We start from the raw sequence: 22,702 nt of genomic DNA, 5'->3' as shown, positions 1-22,702 counted from the left end.
GCCTCCGGGGCCCTCTGCGCGCCGGGCGCCCGCAGGCGCCCAGAGTTCTGTGCCCCAGTTTAGTGCCACCGGGTCCCGGGCCGGGAATCATGGCGTCCGGCCCGTGATGCCGCCGGTCGCCCGCAGGTCAGAGGACGTCGGTGCGCCGGTTCTGAAGGACCGGCAGGAAGGAGCGGACGTCCTCGATGCGGTCACGGGTGACCTCGGCGGTCACGAGGGCCTCGCGCTCGTCCTCCAACGCCGCCACCGGCAGGGCCAGCGGGTCCACGATCGCCGAGTGCCCGATCGTCGAGTCCGAGCAGGTGTCCGCGGCGACCACCCAGACGGTGTTCTCCACGGCCCGGGCCTTGAGCAGGGTCTGCCAGTGGTCCACCTTGTGGTCGCCCTTGAACCAGGCGGCCGGGACCACGAGCACGTCCGCGCCGTCCACGGCGAGCTTGCGGGACAGCTCCGGGAAGCGCAGGTCGTAGCAGGTGAGCAGGCCGAAGGTCAGCTCGCCGATGCGGACGGACAGCAGGTCCCGGTCGCCCGGGGTGATGGTGTCCGACTCCTTGTGCTTGAACGCGTCGTAGAGGTGGAGCTTCCGGTAGGTGCCGAGCTCGGCACCGGAGCCGTCCACGGCCACGAGGGTGTTGTAGGGGCGCGGGGTCCCGGAGGGCTCGTATCCGCCGGCGATGATCGCGATCCCGTACTCGCGCGCCATGTCCTTGAGCGCGGCGACGAACTCGCCCCATTCGGTGTCCACGGCCTCCTCGAAGGTGTCCGTGACGAGATGGCGCTGCGTGAGCATCGACTCCTCGGGGAACACGACGAGCCCGGCGCCCTCCTCGGCGGCCTGGGCGGTGAGCCGACGGAGCACCTCGAGGTTCTCCTCGATGACTCCGGTGGGGCGGAACTGTCCGACGCTGATCCTCATGTGGCCAGCGTAACGTCCGCCCCACCGTCGGATCAGGCCTTGGCGCTCGCCCAGCCGTAGGCGGAGTGTCCGGTGAGGCGGCGGCCCATGATGAGGGACTGCACCGTCTCGGTGCCCTCGTAGGTGTGCAGCGCCTCGAGGTCCGCGAAGTGCTGGATCATGCCGTGCTCCAGCAGCAGGCCGTTGCCGCCCATGAGGTCCCGGGCGATGCCGGCGACCCGGCGTGCGGCGCGGGTGTTGTGGTACTTCAGCATCGAGGCGTGCTCACCGCGCAGCTGCCCGGCCGCCTGGAGCCGGGCCACGGCGGCGGCCTGCAGCTGCATGGAGGTGATGGCCTCGAGCATCTGGGACAGCCGCTCCTGCACGGTCTGCTGGGCGGCCAGCGGCTTGCCGAACTGCACGCGCGCCTGCGTGTACTGCAGGGCGCCCTCGAACAGGGCGGTGGCGTGCCCGAGGGCGGACCAGCCGATGTTCACGCGAGTGGCCTCGAGGACACGGGCGGTGTCCGCGAAGGAGTTCGCGCCCGGCAGCAGGGCCTCATCGCCGACCTTCACCGAGTCCAGGGTGATGAGGGACTGGTGGAGGGCACGCAGCACGCCCTTGCGCACGATCGGCTCGGCCGAGTATCCCTCGGTCTCCTGCGGGACGATGAACCCGCGGACCTGACCCTCCTCGTCCCGGGCCCAGACGAGGGTGATCCCGCCGGCGGCGCCGTTGCCGATCCACTTCTTCTGGCCGTCGATCACCCAGCCGCCGGCGACCTTCCGGGCGGTGGTCTCCAGCGCCACGGAGTCGGAGCCGTGCTCCGGCTCGGTCAGGGCGAAGGCACCGAGCAGCTCGCCGCGGGCCAGCCTCTGCGCGTACGCCGCCTTCTGCTCCTCGGAGCCGAGCTCCACGACGGAGCGCAGGGCCAGGCCACCCTGCACGGCGCAGGCCGCGGCGAGCGAGCCGTCCAGGCGGGACAGCTCCATGGTCACCAGGCCGGCCGCCAGCGGGGACAGGGTGTCCATGCCCGCCACGGCCACGCCGTCGGTGATGAGGCCGGCGGCGGCCACCTGCTGCACCAGGTGCACCGGGTACTCGCCGTTGTGCCAGGCCTCGGCCAGTTCGTCCAGCATGGGCGTGACGGTCTCACGGGCCGTCGCGGCAGCGGCGCGGTCGGCCTCCGTGGCGTCGGCGAAGGCGCCGAGGAAGTCGGTGTCCAGCGGGGCGCGGACGTCGATGTCGAGTTCCGGGGTCAGGCTCACGCCTCGCTCCTCTCCTTGCGCAGCACGCGCTTGAGCAGCTTTCCGGACTGGTTGCGCGGCAGCTCGTCCACGAACTCCACGGACTTGGGCACCTTGAAGCCGGCGAGGTTCTCCTTGACGTGGGCGATCACCTGCTCCTCGGTGACCTGGGCGCCGTCCTTGAGCACCACCACGGCGGTGATGGCCTCGATCCAGCGCTCGTCCGGGACACCGATCACGGCGACCTCGGCCACGCCCTCCACCTCGTAGACGCAGTCCTCCACCTCACGCGGGGCCACGAGGACGCCGCCGGTGTTGATGACGTCCTTGATGCGATCCACCACCTGGATGTAGCCGGCCTCGTCCTGGGTCACCTGGTCGCCGGAGCGGAACCAGCCGTCCATGAACGCGGCCTCGGTGGCCTCCGGGTTGTTCCAGTAGCCGGAGAACAGCTGCGGCGAGCGGTACTGGATCTCCCCGGGCTCGCCGACCTGCACGGGCTCGCCGGTGGGGTCGACCACGCGGACCTGCACGTGCTGGGCGGGGCGGCCGCAGGAGGCCGGGCGGGCGTGGTGCTCCTCGGGGCGCAACACGGTGCACAGCGGGGCCATCTCGGACTGGCCGAAGCAGTTGTAGAAGCCGAGCTTGGGGAACGCCTCGCGCAGGCGCTGCAGCACGGTGACCGGCATGATCGAGGCGCCGTACTGGGCCTTGGTGAGGGAGGTCAGGTCGTAGTCGCCGAGGTCCTCGCGATTGGCCAGCGGCACCCACACGGTGGGGGCGAGGAACAGGGAGCCGATGTGCTCGTCCTGCACCAGCTGCAGCATCTGACCGATGTCCGGCTTCTCGATGATCCGCAGCGTCGCGCCGAGGGACAGGTACGGCATGGCGAAGACGTGCATGGCCGCCGAGTGGTACAGCGGCATCGCGATCAGCGGGCGGTCCTCCTCGGTGAAGTCAAGCGCGATCAGGGTGGAGTCGTACTCCGCCACCAGCGCGCGATGGGTCATCACGGCACCCTTCGGGGCGGAGGTGGTGCCGGAGGTGTAGAGCAGCTGCACCGGGTCCTCGGAGTGCACCTGCGGGAACGGCTCGGCCCCCTCGGCGGCACCGGCCGGAGTCTCGTCGAGCGCGAGCTCCTCCAGGCTGGTGATGCCGGCGGCATTCTCCTCCGCCTGCTCCCCCTTCTGGAAGGGCACGACGACGGCCAGGGACTCCACCTTGCCGCTCGCCCGCACCTCGTCCACCAGGGATGCCAGGGCCTTGTCCACGACGAGGACGGTGGCGCCGGAGTCGTTGAGGATGTGGGCGAGCTCGCCGCCCTTCAGGCCCGAGTTCACGGGCACATGGATGAGCCCGGCGCGGGCGGCGGCCAGGAACAGGATCAGGTAGAGGTCCGAGTTCATGCTGAACGCGCCGACGCGGTCGCCGGGCTTCAGGCCGAGGCGCTGCAGGCCCCGGGCGGTGCGGTCCACGGCGGCGGCGAGCTCGGCGTAGGTGAGGGACCGCTCGCCGAAGCGGGTGGCGGTGTTGCGGCGGTAGGCGGCCGCGCTGCGGTCCAGCAGGTGGGTCAGGCCGAACTGGTACGCGGAGGCCGGCACCAACGAGGTGACATCGTGGGCGATGGTCATGGAGGCGTCCTTCTGTCGTCGGGCAGGTGTCAGGCGGCCGGGGTGCCGGCGTTGAGGTTCTCGATGATGGTGACGTTGGCCTGGCCGCCGCCCTCGCACATGGTCTGCAGGCCGTAGCGGCCGCCGGTGCGCTCGAGCTCGTGCAGCAGGGAGGTCATCAGGCGGGCGCCGGTGGCGCCGATGGGGTGGCCGAGGGCCATGGCGCCGCCGTTGGGGTTGACCTTGGCCGGGTCGGCGCCGGTCTCGGCGAGCCAGGCGAGGACCACGGAGGCGAAGGCCTCGTTGATCTCGACGACGTCCATGTCCTCGATGGTCATGCCCGCCTTGTCCAGGGCGTAGGCGGTGGCCGGGATGGGGGCGGAGAGCATCATCACCGGGTCGGCGCCGCGGGCGGAGAGGTGGTGGATGCGGGCGCGCGGGGTGAGCCCGTGCTTCTCCACGGCGGCCTCGGAGGCGATGAGCAGGGCGGCGGCGCCGTCGGACATCTGGGAGGCGCTGGCCGCGGTGAGGATCCCACCCTCGGAGATGGGCTGCAGGGAGGCCATCTTCTCCCGGTCCGGGGTGCGCGGGCCCTCGTCCGCGGTGACGCCGAAGCAGGGGACGATCTCGCGGTCGAAGCGGCCGGCCGCCTGGGCGGCGAGCGCGCGCTCGTGGGACTGGACGGCCAGGTCCTCGGCCTGCTCACGGGTGATGTTCCACTTCTCCACCATCATCTCCGCGCCGCGGAACTGGGAGATCTGTTCGTCCCCGTAGCGGGCCGCCCAGGCCTCGGAGCCGGTGTACGGGTCCGGGAAGCCGAGGTCCTTGGCGATCACGTTGGACGTGGCCAGCGGGACGGCGGACATGGACTGCACACCGCCGGCGATCACCAGGTCCGAGGTGCCGGACATGACGGCCTGGGCCGCGTAGTGCACGGCCTGCTGGCCGGAGCCGCACTGACGTTCGATGGTGGATCCGGGCACGTCCTCGGAACCGCCGGCGGCGAGCCAGGCGTTGCGGGCGATGTCCATGGCCTGCGGGCCGATCTGGTCGATGCAGCCGAGGATCACCTCGTCCACGTTCGCGGAGTCGCCGATCCTGTCCCCGTGGCGCTCCAGGAGAGTGCGCAGCGGGACGGCGGCGAGGTCCAGCGGGTGGACCTGGGCGAACCCCTTGCCGCGCTTGCCCACCGGGGTGCGGACGGCGTCGATGATGTAGGCCTCGGCCATGGAGCTCCTTACGTAGCGAGGGCTCGGGCGGCTCGCACACGCCCCCGGGCGCAGGACGCCCGGAGGGACTGCGGCCGACCGGTTCGGTTAATCGAGGCTAACCCTTGTGGCGCACAGCACACCAAGGCCCGTTCCACAGTGCGGACACGGCCGCGCCCCCACGGTGGCGGCCCCGGGCACAGCATGCCCCCGGACCGGCGGCGACCGCGTCGGCAGGCCGCGGGGCAAGTGCCCCCGGCGGAGCCGAGGGACCCAGGCGGAGGCGAGGGACCGTCGTCGGGAAGGAGCGCCGGCGCCTGCAGCGCAGGAGCGTGCAACAGCAAGGCGCCCCCGCCCGGTCGGCGGAGGCGCCCTGCCCACGGCAGGCTCGTCAGTCCTCGATCAGGTCGTGGACCTGGACCACCTGGTCGCGGCCCGGGCCGACGCCGATCGCGGAGATCCGGCAGCCGGACATCTCCTCCAGGGCCTGCACGTACTTCTGCGCGTTCTCCGGCAGGTCCTCCAGCGTGCGGGCGCCGGAGATGTCCTCGGTCCAGCCGTCGAAGTACTCGAAGATCGGCTTCGCGTGGTGGAACTCGGTCTGGGTCATGGGCATGCGGTCGTGGCGCACGCCGTCCACGTCGTAGGCCACGCACACCGGGATCTTCTCGATGCCGGTGAGCACGTCCAGCTTGGTGAGGAAGTAGTCGGTGAAGCCGTTGATGCGGGCGGCGTAGTGCGCCATGACGGCGTCATACCAGCCGGTGCGGCGCGGGCGGCCTGTGTTCACGCCGAACTCGCCGCCGGTGGTGCGCAGCTTCTCGCCCATCTCGTCGAAGAGCTCGGTGGGGAACGGCCCGGAGCCCACGCGGGTGGTGTAGGCCTTCACGATGCCGATGGTCCGGGAGAAACGGGTCGGGCCGATGCCCGCGCCCACGGACGCCCCGCCGGCGGTCGGGTTGGAGGAGGTCACGAACGGATAGGTGCCGTGGTCCACGTCCAGGTAGGTGGCCTGGCCGCCCTCCATCAGCACGACCTTGCCCTCGTCCAGGGCGTCGTTGAGCAGGTTCACGGAGTCCACGACCATCGGCTTCAGGCGGTCCGCGTAGGACAGGAAGTACTCCACGATCTCGTCCACCGTGACGGCACGGCGGTTGTAGAGCTTCACCAGCAGCTCGTTCTTCTGCCGCAGGGCGCCCTCGATCTTCTGCCGCAGGATCGACTCGTCGAAGACGTCCTGCACACGGATGCCGAGGCGGGCGACCTTGTCCATGTAGGTGGGGCCGATGCCCCGGCCCGTGGTGCCGATGGCACGCTTGCCGAGGAAGCGCTCGGTGACCTTGTCCATGGTCTGGTGGTACGGGGCCACCAGGTGGGCGTTGGCCGAGATCTTCAGGTTCGCGCAGGAGTGGCCGCGGGCCTCGAGGCCGTCGATCTCCTGGAACAGCGCCTCGAGGTTGATGACCACGCCGTTGCCGATCACCGGGACCGCGTTCGGGGACAGGATGCCGGCCGGCAACAGCTTCAGCTCGAACTTCTCGCCGTTCACCACCACGGTGTGACCGGCGTTGTTGCCGCCGTTGGGCTTGACCACGTAGTCCACGCGGCCCCCCAGCAGGTCGGTGGCCTTGCCCTTGCCCTCGTCGCCCCACTGGGCGCCGACGATAGCGATCGCTGGCATGTCATCTCTCCTACAGGGCCCGGAGGACGCTGCCGCATCACGGGCCCGAACATGGAAAATGCTCCGTGCAATGCGCAGGGAGCCCTTGCACGGGGAGTCTACCAGCGTGACGCATGACACACTTCGGGGTATGACGGACCCGCCCCGCTCTCTATGCTGGACACCATGAGCCTGCCGCAGACGGGGGCGCACCCGGACCCCGATGACCCGCACTTCCAGGGCCGGCGTGCCCCGGGGGCCGCCGTCCACGACCCCCGCTCCGACGATCCCGCCGCCCACGATCCGTACGCGCGGGAACGGGCCTACCCCGCTCCGCCTCTGCGGGGTCCGTCCGTCGGCCTGTGGCGGGTGCCGGTCGTGTGGGCCGTGACGCTGGCCTTCCTGGCGATCCCGGTGATCGTGGTGACGCTGCGCGCGATGAACGGTTTGGCCGGGTGGATGATGCTCCTCTACATCATGCTCGGCGTGGCCCTGCAGGCGTTCGGCGGGCTGGCCGTCGGACTGTCCCTGCTGATGCTCCCCCGCGTGAACACGGTGCACGAGCGTCGCTCCGGCATCCGGCTCGGTGCCCCGCTGACCGCCCTTCTCTGCGTCTGCTGGGCCGCCGGCGTCGCCGGACCGGCGATCCTCCCGGACGCCGGCGACGCCCCGGAGTCCGCAGTCGCCCTGCCCGTCGCCGAGCAGCTCTGGGGATACGACCTCGCCGCCGAGATCACAATGGCCGTCGGCCTGACCCTGGCCGCCGTCTCCCTGCTGTGCGGCGCCGCGGCGGTCCTCCTCTGCCTGGTACGGCGCCTGCGGGCACCCGCAGCCGACGCCGCCCCGATGCCCGCCCCGGTGCCGGCCCGCGCCACCGCGGCCTTCCCCCACGACCGACCGGAAGAGCGCCGGTGAGCACCGCCGGCGGCGGCGCCCACGGCCAGCCCTCCGTGGGCCACGACCGCACGAACCTGCTGCTGCCGATCACCGTCGCCTTCGTCCTGCTGCCACTGGCGGTGGTACTGCTGCGCGCGGTCTTCGTGGGCTTCGGCTGGATCAGCGGGCTCTACCTGGCGGTCCTCGGCCTGCCGCATGCCCTCTGCGGCGCGGCCGTGGCGGCCGCGCTCTGGAGGCTCCCGCGGGCGAACCCGGAGCACGAGCCCACGCCGGGCGTCGTCCTCGGCAGGCGGCTGCGGCATCTGCTGACGGCATGCTGGGTGCTCGGCGTGCTCGCGATCCTCGTCCACCCGGACTACACGGACGCCCCCGGCGGGGACGGCTCCTTCTTCGCCACCAGCCTCCTGGCCGACGCGCTGGGCACCTCGGACGAGGTGCTCGCCCTCTGGCTCAGCCCGCCGCTGCTGCTCGGCAGCGCCGCCTGCGGCATCGCGGCGATCGCCACCTGCCTCCGCCGCAGCGGAGATCCCTCCATGAGAGTGACCTGAGTCACTCGAGGGGGGTTCGATGGAAGCCCCCGCCGAGGGGAACGTCTTCTCCCGAGCCATGCGCCCGGTCAACACCGTGGTGGAGCGGTTCATCCCCTCCTCCCTGATGTTCACGATCGTCCTGACCTTCCTGGTCGCGATCCTCTGCCTGCTGTCCTGGCTCGCAGGCATCCCGCGCATGCCGATCCAGTCCTACCTGTTCGTGTTCCTCGTGGCCGCCGGCTTCGCCATCCCGCCGCACCCGGAAGGGCCCTAGCGTGGGCACGTGGCGACCCTGGGCCGTGCTGCCGTGGGCGCGGGCCGCGATCATCTTCCCCGACGGCGGCGACCACCCGGACTCCGGCGCCACGACCCCGGTGCTCATGGACCTGCTCGGCAAGAGCACCGCGATGGACGTCGGCCTCGTGTGCGGCCTCGCCTTGATGGCCGTCAGCGTTCCGGCACGACGCGCGGCGGGGTGCCCCGCGGCACCGTCTCCAGCACCGCCCCGTGGGCGCCGGCCAGGCGGGCCAGGAACACGAGGTTGGCCCGCTCGACGGGGTCTGGGTCCGCGGCCACGCCGCTGACGAGGATCCGCTCCGGCGCCACGCCACGGGCGGCGGCGTGCTCCACCGTGAGGCGCGCGTGGTTCTGCGTGCCCAGCCCGGGGCGCGCCACGACCGTCAACCCCGCCTCGAGCCCGGCCGCCCGCAGCGCGCGCACGGCGTCCACGGGCCCCTCGTCGGCCTCGGTCCACGCCACGGTGATCCCACCGGCGCCCTCGATGAGCAGGTGGTCGACGCCCGCGGCGAGGCGCCGCCAACGGCCCAGCTGCTCACCCAGAGACGGCAGAGGGGGCGTCCCCTCCCCCGCGTGGGCGACGGCGTCCACGGGGGCCATCGCGGGGCCGACCCGCGCCCCCTCGGACACGGTCAGGCGGGCCGGAGCGGCGGCGTCGAGCGCGCCGGATGCGGCGGCCGCGGCCACCAGGTCTCGGACGGCCTCGGCGTCGCCCGCCTCTCCCGAAGCGACGCCCGTCTGCACCGGCTTGTCCACGTGCACGCGGAGCCCAGCCGCCAGGGCACGGGCCGCGAGCGCGGCGGTGCCCCACGTCTTGCCGACGTCCGTGTCCGTGCCGGTCACGACCTCGATGCGCATGCGTCCACTCCACTCTGCTCGATTCGGGTGTCCTCGCCGCCGTGCCACGGTCCGGGCGTCACGAGCACGTGCTGCGGTGCCTGGAAGGAGAGCAGGCGCAGCCACGTCGCCGGAGGCCCGGTGAGCCGGGCGCCCGGCAGCAGGCGGGCGACCTCGCGGACCACGAGGGCGGTCTCGAGCTCCGCGAGCCCGGCCCCGAGGCAGCGATGAAGGCCGAAGCCGAAGGCGAGCCGGGCGTCATCGTGCTGTTCGCCGCTGAGGTGCAGCAGGAGCTCGTCGCCGGCGCGGATCTCGTGCTCGCCGACGCGGACGTCCGCCGTGGCGAGGCGCCGCCAGGTGGGCACCGAGGAGCTCGTCCGGAGGCACTCGGCCACGAGCTCGGCCGCGGCCGCCTCCGCCGCATCGGCTCCGGCGCCCCCGTCCGCCCCGGCGCCGAGCGCGGCCCAGCGGGCGGGGTCGGCCAGGGCGCGGGTGAGCGCGGTGGAGATGAGCAGCCGGGTGGTCTCCTGCCCTGCGATCACCAGGAAGTAGCCGAGGGAGACGATCCGCTCGTCGTCGACGCCGGCCTCGTGCAGCGCCGCGAACAGGTTGCCGGGCTGTGCGTCGTCCCCGCGCGCCTCGACGACGGCCCCGCGCAGCCACCGGTGGAAGTCGGCGGCGGAGCGGGCGAGCCGCAGCTGGCGGTCCTCGTCCGGCCAGCCCCAGAACAGTTCGAGGGAGTCGGCGCTCCAGCGGTGCAGCTGCGCCTCGGGCGGGTTGGGCACGCCGGTCAGGGCGGACATCACGCGCGCCGGGACCGCTGCCGCCACGGTGGTCGCCAGGTCCACGGCCCCGCCTGCGCGGCCGGTGTCTGCGAGGGCGGCCGTGAGGGCCGTCCGGGCGGTCGCGAGGATCCGGCCGCGGGCTTCGCGCACCTTCGCCGGGGAGAAGAACGGTGCCACGACGCGACGCACCGCCCGGTGCTCCTCCCCGCCGGCGGAGGCGAGCACGGGCGGCAGCCGGAAGCGGGCAGCGGCGAGGATGCGGCGGGCCGGGCCGCTCAGCGGGACGACCGCCGTGAGGGCGTTGTCCGAGGCGAACGTCCCGGGGTCGGTGAGCACGCGCCGCAGGTCGGCGGGATCGGAGATCCGCAGGTGGTCGCCGCGCACGGCCTCCGGCCGCGGGTCACCGTGGGAGAACGGACAGCCCGTGGACGCACCCCACGCCCGGGCGGCCACGCTCGCCACCGCCTCCAGCGCCGCCCGCAGCCGGGGCTCGGGGACGGCGGTGGTCACGCTCACGCGGAGGCGGGCGACGCCGTCGGGCACGCTGGGCGGGCGGAAGCATCCCACGAGGACACCGTGCGCGCGCAGTTCCGCGGCCGCGGCGACGGCCTGCTCCGGTCCGGGCATGCGGATCGAGTGGACGGCCCCCGCCCCGACCTCCACGTGCCCGGCCAGCTCGGGCCGGCGGGTGAGGACGTCCACAGCCGTCTCCCGGACCCGCGCGAGCCGCGCCGCGGGCTCTCCCGTGGCGGCGATCCGGCAGGCGGCCGCCGCGGAGGCGGCGAGCACGGGGGCCAGGGCCGTGTCGAAGACGAAGGTCCGGGCGGTGTTCAGCACGTGGTCGCGCCAGGACGGCGCGTCGGGTCCGCCGAACAGGGCCAGACCGCCCTGTCCGCCGAGGGCCTTCGAGCAGGTGGCGGTGACCACGACGGGCGCCTGCCCCGCCCACAGTCCCAGGGCGCCCGCGCGGCTGCCGCCGGGCACCACGCCGAGCGAGTGGGCCTCGTCCACCACGAGCAGGGCGCCGTGTTCGGCGGCCAGGGCGGCCAACGCGGGCAGGTCGGCCTCGTCCCCGAGCACGGAGTACAGGGACTCGACCACCAGCACGATCCGTCGCGCCCGCCCTTCGGCGCGCAGCCGGTCGAGGGCGGCCCGGAAGGCGGGCACGCTGTTGTGCTCCACCGTGGTGACCGACGCGCCCGGCAAGGAGGTGAAGGCCCCTGAGCGGGCGGTGGCGGCGAGGGCGGCGCCGTCGCGCAGGCTCGCGTGGGCGTGCTCGTCCAGGAGGAAGGCGGTGCCCGGCCCGGCCAGGGCACCGAGGACGCCGAGGTTCGCGGTGTAGCCGGAGGAGAAGGCGAGGGCGGCATCCGCGCCGGCCAGCGCGGCGGCGGCGGACTCGAGGTCGGCGTGCGCCGGATGTGTCCCCGTCACCACGCGGGAGGCCCGCGCCCCGACCGGCCCCTCGGTGGCGACGCGCGCGGCGGCCCGCACGTCCGGGTGGGCGGCCAGGCCCAGGTAGTCGTTGGCGGCCAGGTCCACGACGTCCGACGACGGCGTGCCCGGCTCCGGCGGGTCGGCGCGGCGCTCCAGGCCGCGGCGCGCGCGGACGTCGGCCCGGGAGCGCAGCCACGAGGACCACGGGTCGGCGGGCGTGCTCGTGGCCGCGACGGCCTCGGCGGTGCTCATGCGCAGACCTCCCCGATGGCCCCGGTGACGGCCGCGCAGATCGTGGCGACGTCGTCGTCGGTGCTCACGTAGGGCGGCATCACGTACACCAGCCGCCGGAAGGGGCGTACCCACGCACCGCGGGCGACGGCGGCCCGAGTGACGGGCTCGACGTCCACGGTCCGGTCCAGCTCCACGACGCCGACCGCGCCCAGGACCCGCACGTCGGTGACGGCGGAAAGATCGGTGGCCGGCGCCAGCCCGGCGCGCAGTCCGGCCTCGACGCGGGGCACCTGGGCGGCCCAGCCGTCACGCGGGTCGGTGAGCAGGTCGAGGGATGCGGAGGCGACCGCGCACATCAGCGGGTTGCCCATGAACGTGGGCCCGTGGAGGAGCGCCCCGGGCATGCCCCGTTCCCGTCGGGAGACCGTTTCGGCCACCTCGGCGGTGCACAGCATGGCCGCGCCCGTCATGGTGCCGCCGGTGAGCGCCTTCCCGAGGCACAGCACGTCCGGAACGACGCCGGCCCATTCGCACGCGAGCCAGCGGCCGGTGCGGCCGAAACCGGTGGCGATCTCATCGGCGATGAGCAGGAGCCCGTGCTCGTCGCACAGCTCGCGCAGCACGGCGAGGCAGCGCGGGTCGTAGACGCGCATGCCCCCCGCCCCCTGGAGCACGGGTTCGAGGATCACGCCGGCGATCTCGTCCGCGTGCGCGGCGGTGAAGGCGCGGGCCTCGTCCTCCCACGCGGCGAAGGCGGCGTCGTCGGCCTCCCAGTGGCCGGCCGGAACGGCGTCGGGCGCCGTGGGTGCCGCGGCGACGCCCTCGGGCATCCAGCGTGCCGCCGGCGGACGGGGCAGGAACAGATGCCGAGCCACGAGCGAGGTGAAGGCCGCGTGCATGCCGTCCACGGGATCGCACACGCCCATGGGCGCGGCGGTGTCCCCGTGGTAGCCGCCGCGGACCGTGAGGAATCGGCGGCGGCTGGGACGGCCGCGCGTCGCCTGGTACTGGAGGGCGAGCTTGAGCGCGACCTCCACCGAGACCGAGCCGGAGTCGGCGAGGAACACGTGCTCGAGCGCGGCGGGGGTGTGCGCGACGAGCCGTTCCGCCAGGTCGACGGCGGGCGCGTGCGTGAGCCCGCCGAACATGACGTGCGGGAAGGCCGCGGCCTGCCGGGTCAGTGCCTCGACGAGCACAGGGTGCCCGTGCCCGTGCACCACGGACCACCAGGACGCCATCGCGTCGATGGCGCGGTGACGCTCCCCGCCCGGCCCCTCGAGGTCGAGGCGGACGCCCCGGGCGCCGTGCACGGCGTAGAGCTGGTGGGCGCCGGCGGCCCCGTAGGGGTGCCAGAGGTGGGCGGCGTCGCGGTCGAGGAGGCCGGCTTCAGCGGGAGCGGTCACGGTGCGTTCAGGCGTTGGCGGGCTCGGCCGTGCCCGCGCCCCGACGGCGCAGCTCGGGCTTCACGGCGCCCTCGGAGCCCGTGTCGGGTCGAGCGTCCTCCGCGGCCCTGGCCGCCGAGGCGACGGCCGCACCGGAGCCGCACGGGCCGGCGTCGTCCGTGCCGCCGCAGCAGCCGCCGGCCGGGCCGCCGTCGTCGGTCGCGGCCTGCTGTGCACGCTCCTCGGCGCCGAGCACCGTGAAGCCGGCGTCGGCGATCATCTGCAGATCTGCCTCGGCGTCCTGGCCCTCAGAGGTGAGGTAGTCGCCGAGGAAGATCGAGTTGGCCACCTGCAGGCCGACCGGCTGCAGGGAGCGCAGGTGCATCTCGCGGCCGCCGGCGATGCGCAGCTCCTTGTCCGGGCACGCCATGCGGACCATGGCGAGGATCCGGAGGCACTCGAGGGGCGTGAGCTGCTGGTGGCCCTGCAACGGGGTGCCGTCGAAGGGCATGAGGAAGTTGACGGGGATGGAGTCGGAGTCCAGGTCGCGGAGCGCGAGGACGGCCTCGACGAGCTGCTCGTGCGTCTCCCCCATGCCCGCGATCAGGCCGCTGCAGGAGGACAGGCCGGCGGCGCCGGCACGCTGCACGGTGTCCACGCGCTGCTCGTAGGTGTGCGAGGTGCAGATGGACTCGTAGTGGGACTCGGCCGTGTTGAGGTTGTGGTTGTAGGCGTCGACGCCGGCGTCCCTGAGCTTCTCGGCCTGGCCGTCCTTGAGGAAGCCGAGGCACGCGCACACCTCGACGTCCGGGTGCTGGGCCTTGAGGTCGCCGACCATGCCGGCCACGCGGTCGACGTCGCGGTCCGTGGGACCGGTGCCGGAGGCCACCATGCACACGCGCGAGGCGCCGCCGGCGATGCCCAGGCCCGCCTGGCGGACGGCCTCCTCCGGCTTGAGCCACGTGTAGCGCAGGATCTCGGCCTCGGTGCCGAGCCGCTGGGAGCAGTAGGTGCAGTTCTCCGGGCAGAGACCGGTCTTGAGGCTGACCAAATAGTTGACCTTGACCGTGCGGCCGAAGTGCTTCTCGCGCAGGCGCGAGGCTGCCGCGACGATGCGGAACGTCTCCGCGTCCGGGGCGTCCAGCACGGCGACGGCCTCTTCAGCGGTGAGCACGTGGCCCGCCTCGATGCGGTCCACGAGGGTCTCCGGGTCGAGGAGGCCGGCGGCGGTCTGCTGGGCTGCGAGGGTCTGCGGAACGGCAGGAGTCATGGGGCACCTCGGGGTCGTCGGTCACGGCGATGTGATGCCCAGCACTGTAGCAGGATCATTGAACACTGTTCATCAACCCGCCTCGCCGCCCTCGGGGGCGGCCGTCGCAGCGGGGATCCCTCCATTAGAGTGACCTGAGTCACTCGAGGGGGTTCGATGGAAGCCCCTGCCCGCCCGCACCGGAGGGAGCCCTCTATGCCCACGTCCGCCCCCGCGCGCTCCGACGCGCAGACCCCCGCCGAGGGGAACGTCTTCTCCCGAGCCATGCGCCCGGTCAACACCGTGGTGGAGCGGTTCATCCCCTCCTCCCTGATGTTCACGATCGTGCTCACCTTCCTGGTCGCGATCCTCTGCCTGACACTCACCCCGGCCGGGCCCCTCGAGGTCCTGGACGGCTGGGGCGGGGGCCTGGCCGGACTGCTCGAGTTCATGACGCAGATGGCCCTCGTGCTGCTGCTCGGCCACATCCTGGCCAACACCGGGCCGGTCCGCCGCCTGCTGTCCTGGCTCGCAGGCATCCCACGCACCCCGCTGCAGTCCTACCTGTTCGTGTTCGTGGTGGCCGCCGCGGCCGCGCTGATCACCTGGGGCCTCGGCCTGGTGGTCGGCGCGCTGATGGCCCGCGAGGTCGCCGCCCGCGGCCGCGACCGCGGCGTGCAGCTGCACTTCCCGATGCTCGTGGCCTCCGGCTTCGCCGGGTTCGTGGTCTGGCACATGGGCTACTCGGCCTCCGGCCCGCTCACCGCGGCCACCGAAGGCTCCTTCCTCACCGAGTCCCTCGGCGGGCAGACCGTCCCCATCACCGAGACCGTGTTCTCCACCTGGAACATGCTCGCCGCGGCCGCGACGGTCCTGGTGGTCGGCCTGACCCTCTACCTCATCGCCCCGCGCGGCGAGACGAGGATCATCGAGCTTCCCGCGCAGAAGGCTGAGAAGCAGGAGGTGGAGGCGGCCCCTCTGGAGACGCCGGCCGACCGCCTGGACGCCTCCCGCGTCCCCACCCTGCTGGTGGGTCTGGCCCTGGCCGTGTACCTGGTCCGCCACTTCGTGCTCGGCGGGACCCTGACCCTGGACATCGTGAACTGGTCCTTCCTCGCCCTGATCCTGCTGCTGACCCGCTCGGCCCACGAGCTGATCGCGCTGACGGCGAAGGCCGCCTCGAACGTGGGCGAGATCCTGCTGCAGTTCCCCCTGTACGCCGGCATCCTCGGCATGATGACCGCCACCGGGCTGATCACCGTGCTGTCCGACGCCCTGGTCTCCGTCTCCAACCCGGTGACCTTCGGCCTGTTCGCGTTCCTCGCAGCCGGCCTGGTGAACTTCTTCGTCCCCTCCGGCGGAGGCCAGTTCGCCGTGCAGGGCCCGATCATGCTCTCCGCCGGCGCCGAGCTGGGCGTGGACCCGGCCGTCACCATCATGGCCGTCTCCTACGGCGACCAGTGGACCAACATGATCCAGCCGTTCTGGGCCATCCCGCTGCTGGCGATCGCCGGGCTGAAGATGCGCGACATCCTCGGCTACACCACGATAGTGCTCATCGCCTCCGGCCTGGTGTTCGCGGCGACGCTGCTGCTCGTCTCGCTCTGACCCGGCCGGCGAACTCCTCGGTGCAGATGTGACGGGCGTCGGCTGCCGCAGAGGCCGCGGCATGGGAAGTGGTCGAGACGCCGTCGAACCCCGCGGCGTCACCCATGCGCGGTCGCGTCGTCCGGCTTCTCACCACGGGCCTGCATGCGCAACTGTTCGAACAGCCCGAACAACGACTGGATCGGCGGATCCGTGGCGAACTGCGTCAAGACCAAGTTGTCCCTCGGCAACAGACCCCCGAGACCGAACGGATACCCCGAGTCCCACCGGTTCCCCCGCCGCAGTTCATCCGTCCAGGCGTGGTCCTCAACCATGAAACCGACCTGCGTCTTCTTGTCCGGAGCCTGGCCATGCGTCGGGTTCAACCACACAGACCTGACGTCTTCCCAACGCACCCGCCACGAATCCGTCCACACCGCCTCCTCATCCACCGTCAGATGCCGCGGACGACGCCACGCCATCCACGTGTAGGCCACATACAAGGACAACGGCAGGAACCCGACCCCCGCCAACACCCGCAGCAACGGCAACATCGCCGAGTCCGCCTCGAACAACGACGACGGCACCCCCAGGATGATCGGCACGAACAGCGCCCACAGCACCACCGCCATCACGAACGCCGGCGCCCACACACCAGTACGCACCCGCACCCGCAAAGGGAACTGCACATCTGCGAGCGAAACCCGCTCCATGCCCTGCTCACTCATCCATCCTCCTTCCATCCAGGCGCGCTGATCACGTGCCACGCACCGTGTTCCACAGCCACTCTGCCCCATCTCCGACGGCCTCCGCAGCGCCCGTCCCGGGACGGAGCCGCCCAGCACTGGCCGCAGCGGGACGACGTCGTTAGCCTGGCGCCGTGGCCGCCGCCCCGACCGATCCGCCCTCCGACGCTCCGGCCGAGCTGCCCCCGTCGGGCGCGGGTTCGACGGCGGCCCGGCACGGTCGTCACGCCGCCGTCGGCAGTCACCGCATCATCGGCGGCTCTCGCCCGTGGTGGCGCCCGCCCGCGCCGGACGCCCCGGACGTGGTGTACCCGGTGGGCCCCCTGAAGGTCCTGGACCGACGGCAGCGCTTCCTGCTGCGTCTGTCCCAGCCGGGCATGACCCTCGCCCTCGTGATGCTCTGGGTGTCCCTGAGTCCCAGTCTGTTGCCCCGCACCTGGTGGATGACGGCCGTCGCGGTGGGGCTGAGCTCCGTGCTCGGCTACCTGGTCGGCGACCTCGTGGGCCGGGCGAGCGCGTGGATCGCCCGCCGCATCGGTCTGCGCATCACCCTGCCGCCGCTGTCGGACTGGCTTATCCGCCTCGGCTGGACGGTACTGCTCACGGCGGTCACCGTCGCCATCTGGGTGTGGAGCCTGCGCGAACAGGAGCTCACCGCCGAGCTGGTGGGTCTGCGCAGCAACGGGGCCGGATCGCAACTGGCCGGCGTGGCCGCGGGGCTCGCGCTGGCCGGGGTGGTGCTGCTGCTCGTCCGTCTGCTGGCGCTGGCCTGGTGGAAAGTCCGCCACCTGGCTCGCCGTTTCCTGCCCGGGGTCCTGGCGACGGCGGCGGCCACCGTCGTCGTGCTCACCACCGTGACCTGGCTCTCCGAGGGCGTGCTGTACCGACAAGGCATGAACGCCGCCCTGTCCTCCGCCGCGCAGCTCAACGCCGAGACCGCCCCCGGACGCACCCGGCCGGCCGAGCCCGAGCGCTCCGGGTCGCCGCAGTCCACGCAGTCCTGGGAGAGCCTCGGCCGGGACGGTCAGGTGTTCGTCGCCGACGGCGCCCGTCGCGAGCGCATCGCAGAGATCACCGGGCAGCCGGCTCAGGAGCCGATCCGCCTGTACGCCGGCAAGGAGGGCAACCCCACCCTCCAGGACGCGGTCGACGCGGTGCTGGCCGAGATGGAGCGCACCGGCGCCTTCGACCGGTCCGTCGTGCACGTGACCACCACGACGGGCACCGGTTTCGTGCAGGGCTGGTCTGCCGGCGCCGTCGAGTATCTGGCCGGCGGGGACTGCGCCACGGTGTCCCTGCAGTACTCCTACTTCTCCTCGGCCCTGGCCTACGTCTCCGACCGGCAGTCCCCTCCGGAGGCCGGCCGCGCGCTCTTCGACGCCGTCCACGACGCCTGGCTCGAGCTGCCCGAGGACCGTCGCCCGCTGCTGGTGGTCAGCGGCGAGTCGCTGGGGTCCTACGGCATGCAGGGCGCGTTCGACTCCCCGGAGGAGCTCATGGCCGACGTCGACGGCGCCGTGTTCAGCGGCACCCCGCGGTTCACGCCGCTGTGGCAGCAGTTCACGGAGCAGCGGCGGCCGGGCAGCCCGGAGATCGCTCCCGTGGTGGACAACGGGCGGCACGTCCGGTTCGTCACCCGCCCCGAGGAGCTGGGCCACGACTACTACGGCGGCCCCTACGCGGAGTGGGAGCATCCCCGGGTCGTCTATGCCCAGCACGCCTCGGACCCAATCGTCTGGTGGGACCCGGACCTGCTGGTCTCGGAGCCGGACTGGATGGAGGAGAAGGTGGGCCGGGACGTCTCCCCGAACCTGACCTGGACGCCGTGGGCCACGTTCTGGCAGGTCGGCATGGACCAGCCGCTGTCCGTCGCCACCGACGGCGGCCACGGGCACCAGTACTTCGAGGAGGTCGTGCCCTACTGGGCCGCGGTGCTGGGCCAGGAGTGGTCGGATGAGCGGGTGGTCCGGATCCAGCGGGCCCTGCGCACCGACTTCCGGCCGCGCTGAACGTCGCTGCCCGGACAGGACGAGGGGCCCCGGATCAACTCCGGGGCCCCTCGCCCGTCATCACTCGCACCTTGATGAGGTGGCTTCAGCCTACGAAGCGCCGGTGTACGGAGACCGAACCAGCACTGGGAGTTCCCTGACAACACGCACCTCCGCCTCACGCGAGCCAGAAGAATCGGCCCCTTCGCCGAGCCTCGAAGCAGCCGATTCTTCTGGCTCGGCGCAGAGAGCGCCGCCTCAGCCCAGCCGGCCACAGCCTGCTGGTGGGCTCCTCCGGGCACCACGAGACGGTACAGACCTTCATGGGCCACGAGTGGGAGGATTCCGACGGCACGCCCGCGGGCGGCACCGATCAGTGATGGGACGGGGCGGGGCACAACAGCTTGACCCGCACTGAGCGCGAACACCACAGTGAGGCAAGGGAGAACACAAGGGGGAGAGCCCGGTGGTGAAGGTGGCAATCGTCCCGGGGACACAGTGACTTGTGGGTGCCGCGCTCTACGTCTCGCGCCAACATCGAGGCCTTCATCTACGAGGATGAGCTCGTCCCTGAGCTGCCTGACCGGCTCGACTACAGCGCGAATCCCAAGGCTCCGGTGCTCATCGACGGGTTAGACGACCACCCCGAGATCACCGAAAGCGAGGGCTTCGACGAATTCAAGCGCCCCTACGACGAGGTGATCCGTTGACATTCCGATCCGCTTCCATACGGGCCATCGCGGCAGGCGTGGCCTTGGTGGCTCTCAGCTCGTGTGCACCCGACCCAGGAGAAGACGTGACCGCTTCACAGTCCGCCGAGGCGGAGGCCCTGTCCACCGCCGACGGGGAGTTCTTGGACAAGACCTTCCCCGACATCGCCCGCGCCATGGGAGCAGAATCGGTGACCCACTTGCGCGAAAGGACCTGCACCGGAGCGCTCCCAGGCGATCCGTCCACCGTCGAGAGAACGTCCTGGATGGCCCGCGCCGTGGTCGCTGTCGACTCCGAGGACACCGCCCACAAGGTCGCCGACCACATCCGCACCCAAGCCGACAAACAGGGCTGGACCCTGGCCGAAGACCCCGCCGACGTCGACGCCGAAGGCAACTTCGACGGCACCCGCCTGCTCGGCGGCAAGCACGACGGACAGAACATGGTCATGACCGTCCTGCTCGACGAAGACCGCGACGGGACACTGATCGTCATCAACCACGTCCGCGGGATCTGCCGCGACATGCCCGACGGCCACGAGATGGTCCGCTCCGAGCTGGACCCGCAGTACGGCGCCGTGGGTGACGGCTACGCCGACACCGACAGTCTCGAGGACTTCACCGGCCAGCCCGGCCCCCTGCCGGAGTCCACCCAGACCCCCGCACCCACCGGACCCGAAGGCGCATCACCCTTCCGCCCACACTGACCACACCCCTGACAGTCCCACGCGGAACCCTGACCTCACCGCACTGAACCGGACAGGACGAGGGGCCCCGGATCAACTCCGGGGCCCCTCGCCCGTCATCACTCGCACCTTGATGAGGTGGCTTCAGCCTACGAAGCGCCGGTGTACGGAGACCGAACCAGCACTGGGAGTTCCCTGACAACACGCACCTCCGCCTCACGCGAGCCAGAAGAATCGGCCCCTTCGCCGAGCCTCGAAGCAGCCGATTCTTCTGGCTCGGCGCAGAGAGCGCCGCCTCAGCCCAGCCGGCCACCGGACTCGCGCAGGTAGCAGCCGCCGCAGAGGGAGTCGTAGGTCACCTCGACGCCGTCGATGGCCACCTGGTCCCCCTCGAAGATGTAGTGCTCCTCCCCCGTGGCGGGGTCGGTGGCCTTGCGGGTGTTGAAGAGCGCCTTCTTCCCACACCGGCAGATGGTCTTCAGCTCCTCCAGCGAATGCGCCAGCTCCATCAGCCGTGCCGAGCCCGGGAAGGAATGGGTGCGGAAGTCGGTGCGGATGCCGTAGGCGAGCACGGGCACCCCCTCTTCCACGGCGATCCGCAGCAGGTCGTCCACCTGACCCGGGGTGAGGAACTGGGCCTCGTCCACCAGCAGGCACGCCACCGGGGGGACGCCCTCCAGGCGGTCCACCAGGGCGTCCGGATCCTCCCCAGAGGCGTGGCCGCGGAACAGCTGCACCACGTCGTCGTCCGGGCGGATCCGGAAGTCCACGCGGCGGGAGACGCCGAGGCGGGAGACGATCTCGTCATCCCCCTTGGTGTCCACCTGCGGCTTGGCCAGCAGAACGCGCTGGCCCCGTTCCTCGTAGTTGAAGGCGGCCTGCAGCAGGCCGGTGGACTTCCCGGAGTTCATCGCCCCGTAGCGGAAGTAGAGCTTGGCCACGTGCGCGTCAGCCCTGCGCCTTCTCGATCTGCTCCTTCGCCGACGGGTCCGAGTCGTTCAGGAACGTGCCGATGCGCTGGACCTCCTCGGACTCGCCGATGCCGGCGGCTGCCCGGCCGAGGGCGTAGAGGGCGCGGAGGAAGCCACGGTTCGGCTCATGGGAGTAGGGCACCGGGCCGGCGCCGCGCCATCCGGAGCGGCGCAGGGCGTCGAGGCCGCGGTGGTAGCCGACCCGCGCGTAGGCGTAGGAGTCGACCGTACGGCCCTCCTTCCAGGCGTCCTCGGCCATCATGGCCCACACGAGCGAGGAGTCCGGGGCGACCGGGACGATGTCCTCGGGCAGGTCTCCGGCCTCGATGCGAGCCTGGACCTCGGGCTCCTCCGGGAGCAGGGTGGCCGGCGGCTCCATCAGGTTCTTGCCGATCAGCGACTCGGACATGGCGATCTCCTCCTGTGCTGTCTGCGGGTCCGCCCGCACCGCACATACGGGGATGCACGTCAGCAGGCGGCGGGGTTCTCCGAAAGTGTATCCACGCTCGCCCGGCGGCCCCGGGCCGCTTCCAGGCTTCTCCGGTACCGTGGGTCAGTGCATGTGCCCTCCCGGCACCGCCCACTGTCTTCGAAGGAGCTCTCCATGGCCAAGGCCTCGACCGCCGCACGACGCCGCCTCCTGCCCCTGGGCGCAGGCGCCGCCGCGCTGGCACTCGTGCTCTCCGGCTGCGTCGCAGACCAGGAGGACCCGAACGGTGCGCCCTCCTCCGGCACCGAGGAGGCCTCCGAGCCGAGCCCGTCCGAGAGCCTCGACCCGACCGCCGCGGCCGCCTCCAAGGTGGCCGAGGCCGCCGCGTCGAGCGCCGCCGCCGGCACCCGCCGCCCGCAGCCCCGTGAGGCGCTCGAGACCGACGGCCCCGGGGTGACCGACGGCGCCGCCACCGGCAGCTGGATCTCGATCGCCTCCGCCAAGCAGGACACCGTGTCCGTGATGGACTGCGCCCGCGACGTCCTGGACCAGGGCACCCTGGACGCCGTGGCCACGCACATCCCGAACGCGTCCGCCATGTCCATCGCCCAGCTCTTCGCCTCCCGCGACGAGAACCTCGAGTTCATGAGCTGCTCCTTCACCAGCTCCACCCGTGCGGAGAACGGCATGCCGATGGCCATGGTCCGCTACCAGCACAACCTCAACGACGAGCGCCTCGAGTGGTGCAAGCCGGAGCCCGCAGCCATCGCGGACGAGTACACGTTCGACGAGGAGACCAACAAGGGCCTCATGGCCCTCGTGCGCCCGGGCATGAAGGGCGGCGCCGACGGCGCCCCGCTGATGCCGCAGCGCACCGGCTGGGCCTGCAGTGACGACGGCACCGAGATGGTGTCCATCACCTTCGGCGCCATGGAGGGCTACGGCGACGCCAACGAGGGCCTCACCGCCATCGAGAACTCCCCGGTGGCCGAGAGCACCACGATCGTCACCGAGGCCCGCGACCACCTGGCGGACACCGTCCTGAAGGACCCCTCCACGTACCAGGACGTCATCGGCAAGGCCTCGCCGTTCTTCATGGACTACCAGATGGACGAGAAGACCCTCGAGGAGGCCCGCAAGATCCCCGCCGGCGAGTCCGACCCGGAGGACCTGCCGACCCACTCGATGATCGACCGCCCCGAGGGCGCTCCGGGCCCGGTGGCCCCGGGCCAGCCCCCGCGCGTCGTCGAGGACGACTGACACCCCGGAGGGCCCCCTCCCGGCACGACGGCGGCCGCTCACCTTGCGAGGTGAGCGGC

At 72.2% G+C, this 22,702-nt stretch carries 20 protein-coding genes; 8 read left to right on the top strand and 12 right to left on the bottom strand.

Annotated features, from left to right (window positions below; all coding sequences use genetic code 11):
• Positions 1 to 127: 127 nt before the first annotated feature.
• From HMPREF2863_RS00300 to HMPREF2863_RS00280, 5 genes are all read right to left on the bottom strand, one after another.
• Positions 128 to 916 (bottom strand): carbon-nitrogen hydrolase family protein, encoded by a 789-nt coding sequence (locus HMPREF2863_RS00300; protein ID WP_070637129.1) that lies wholly within the window; start codon positions 914 to 916, stop codon positions 128 to 130.
• Between the two features lie 32 nt (positions 917 to 948).
• Positions 949 to 2,163, bottom strand: a complete 1,215-nt coding sequence (locus tag HMPREF2863_RS00295; RefSeq protein WP_070637128.1) for an acyl-CoA dehydrogenase family protein — start codon at positions 2,161 to 2,163, stop codon at positions 949 to 951.
• Positions 2,160 to 3,773 (bottom strand): fatty acyl-CoA synthetase, encoded by a 1,614-nt coding sequence (locus HMPREF2863_RS00290; protein WP_083315116.1) that lies wholly within the window; start codon positions 3,771 to 3,773, stop codon positions 2,160 to 2,162. Before HMPREF2863_RS00290 ends, HMPREF2863_RS00295 begins: the two co-directional genes overlap by 4 nt.
• Positions 3,774 to 3,802: 29 nt before the next feature.
• Positions 3,803 to 4,981 carry an acetyl-CoA C-acetyltransferase gene (locus tag HMPREF2863_RS00285; RefSeq protein WP_070637126.1) on the bottom strand — a complete coding sequence of 393 codons (1,179 nt, stop codon included), beginning with the start codon at positions 4,979 to 4,981 and terminating at the stop codon, positions 3,803 to 3,805.
• A gap of 370 nt (positions 4,982 to 5,351) precedes the next feature.
• Positions 5,352 to 6,641, bottom strand: coding sequence for an adenylosuccinate synthase (locus HMPREF2863_RS00280; RefSeq protein WP_070637124.1), 1,290 nt, complete (start codon positions 6,639 to 6,641; stop codon positions 5,352 to 5,354).
• A 165-nt stretch (positions 6,642 to 6,806) separates the two neighbouring features.
• Between HMPREF2863_RS00280 and HMPREF2863_RS00275 the strand changes: the two genes are divergently transcribed.
• Genes HMPREF2863_RS00275 through HMPREF2863_RS00265 form a run of 3 tightly spaced genes read left to right on the top strand, consistent with a single transcriptional unit; the run spans position 6,807 to position 8,321 of the window.
• Entirely contained in the window at positions 6,807 to 7,535 is a 729-nt protein-coding gene (locus tag HMPREF2863_RS00275) for a hypothetical protein (RefSeq protein WP_141756322.1), read from the top strand.
• A complete protein-coding gene (locus tag HMPREF2863_RS00270) occupies positions 7,532 to 8,065 on the top strand; it encodes a hypothetical protein (protein WP_070637120.1) in 534 nt (177 codons plus the stop codon). The genes HMPREF2863_RS00275 and HMPREF2863_RS00270 overlap by 4 nt, the downstream gene beginning before the upstream one ends.
• Before the next feature lie 19 nt (positions 8,066 to 8,084).
• On the top strand, positions 8,085 to 8,321 hold the full coding sequence (locus tag HMPREF2863_RS00265) for a hypothetical protein (RefSeq protein ID WP_070637118.1): 237 nt from the start codon (positions 8,085 to 8,087) through the stop codon (positions 8,319 to 8,321).
• 173 nt (positions 8,322 to 8,494) lie between these two features.
• Here HMPREF2863_RS00265 and bioD read toward each other — a convergent pair whose 3' ends face one another.
• From bioD to bioB, 4 genes are read right to left on the bottom strand one after another with little or no spacing between them, the layout of a single operon-like run.
• Positions 8,495 to 9,202, bottom strand: coding sequence for an ATP-dependent dethiobiotin synthetase BioD (gene bioD / locus HMPREF2863_RS00260; RefSeq protein WP_070637116.1), 708 nt, complete (start codon positions 9,200 to 9,202; stop codon positions 8,495 to 8,497).
• Complete coding sequence (locus tag HMPREF2863_RS12240) at positions 9,184 to 11,652, bottom strand: aminotransferase class I/II-fold pyridoxal phosphate-dependent enzyme (RefSeq protein ID WP_070637114.1); 2,469 nt, start codon at positions 11,650 to 11,652, stop codon at positions 9,184 to 9,186. Before HMPREF2863_RS12240 ends, bioD begins: the two co-directional genes overlap by 19 nt.
• Positions 11,649 to 13,037, bottom strand: a complete 1,389-nt coding sequence (gene bioA / locus HMPREF2863_RS00250) for an adenosylmethionine--8-amino-7-oxononanoate transaminase (protein ID WP_070637112.1) — start codon at positions 13,035 to 13,037, stop codon at positions 11,649 to 11,651. Before bioA ends, HMPREF2863_RS12240 begins: the two co-directional genes overlap by 4 nt.
• A 7-nt stretch (positions 13,038 to 13,044) precedes the next feature.
• Positions 13,045 to 14,286, bottom strand: coding sequence for a biotin synthase BioB (gene bioB, locus HMPREF2863_RS00245; protein ID WP_070637110.1), 1,242 nt, complete (start codon positions 14,284 to 14,286; stop codon positions 13,045 to 13,047).
• A gap of 195 nt (positions 14,287 to 14,481) precedes the next feature.
• Between bioB and HMPREF2863_RS00240 the strand changes: the two genes are divergently transcribed.
• The gene (locus HMPREF2863_RS00240; RefSeq protein ID WP_371327609.1) at positions 14,482 to 15,873 is read left to right on the top strand and encodes a short-chain fatty acid transporter; all 1,392 of its coding nucleotides are present in this window, start codon (positions 14,482 to 14,484) and stop codon (positions 15,871 to 15,873) included.
• Between the two features lie 98 nt (positions 15,874 to 15,971).
• Here HMPREF2863_RS00240 and HMPREF2863_RS00235 read toward each other — a convergent pair whose 3' ends face one another.
• Positions 15,972 to 16,580, bottom strand: coding sequence for a hypothetical protein (locus tag HMPREF2863_RS00235; RefSeq protein WP_070637108.1), 609 nt, complete (start codon positions 16,578 to 16,580; stop codon positions 15,972 to 15,974).
• 152 nt (positions 16,581 to 16,732) lie between these two features.
• Here HMPREF2863_RS00235 and HMPREF2863_RS00230 point away from each other — a divergent pair, with 152 nt between their 5' ends.
• From HMPREF2863_RS00230 to HMPREF2863_RS00220, 3 genes are all read left to right on the top strand, one after another.
• Positions 16,733 to 18,607: an alpha/beta hydrolase gene (locus HMPREF2863_RS00230; protein ID WP_083315114.1), complete on the top strand. Its 1,875-nt coding sequence runs from the start codon at positions 16,733 to 16,735 to the stop codon at positions 18,605 to 18,607.
• A 488-nt stretch (positions 18,608 to 19,095) separates the two neighbouring features.
• A complete protein-coding gene (locus HMPREF2863_RS00225) occupies positions 19,096 to 19,296 on the top strand; it encodes a hypothetical protein (RefSeq protein ID WP_070637106.1) in 201 nt (66 codons plus the stop codon).
• 86 nt (positions 19,297 to 19,382) lie between these two features.
• The gene (locus HMPREF2863_RS00220) at positions 19,383 to 20,003 is read left to right on the top strand and encodes a hypothetical protein (RefSeq protein WP_070637104.1); all 621 of its coding nucleotides are present in this window, start codon (positions 19,383 to 19,385) and stop codon (positions 20,001 to 20,003) included.
• A gap of 275 nt (positions 20,004 to 20,278) precedes the next feature.
• Here the strand turns inward: HMPREF2863_RS00220 and HMPREF2863_RS00215 are convergent, their stop codons facing one another.
• Positions 20,279 to 20,923 carry a thymidine kinase gene (locus HMPREF2863_RS00215; protein WP_070637102.1) on the bottom strand — a complete coding sequence of 215 codons (645 nt, stop codon included), beginning with the start codon at positions 20,921 to 20,923 and terminating at the stop codon, positions 20,279 to 20,281.
• 7 nt (positions 20,924 to 20,930) lie between these two features.
• Complete coding sequence (locus HMPREF2863_RS00210; RefSeq protein ID WP_067191641.1) at positions 20,931 to 21,362, bottom strand: DUF3151 domain-containing protein; 432 nt, start codon at positions 21,360 to 21,362, stop codon at positions 20,931 to 20,933.
• A 195-nt stretch (positions 21,363 to 21,557) separates the two neighbouring features.
• On the opposite strand from HMPREF2863_RS00210, the gene HMPREF2863_RS00205 reads away from it, so the two are divergent.
• The gene (locus HMPREF2863_RS00205) at positions 21,558 to 22,643 is read left to right on the top strand and encodes a hypothetical protein (RefSeq protein ID WP_070637101.1); all 1,086 of its coding nucleotides are present in this window, start codon (positions 21,558 to 21,560) and stop codon (positions 22,641 to 22,643) included.
• Positions 22,644 to 22,702: the final 59 nt, after the last annotated feature.

The sequence above is a fragment of the Micrococcus sp. HMSC067E09 genome (genome assembly GCF_001812555.1).
GTDB classification, from domain to species: domain Bacteria; phylum Actinomycetota; class Actinomycetes; order Actinomycetales; family Micrococcaceae; genus Micrococcus; species Micrococcus lylae.
Note: the sequence above shows the minus strand (reverse complement) of the source record. Positions and strands in the feature narration are given on the sequence as shown.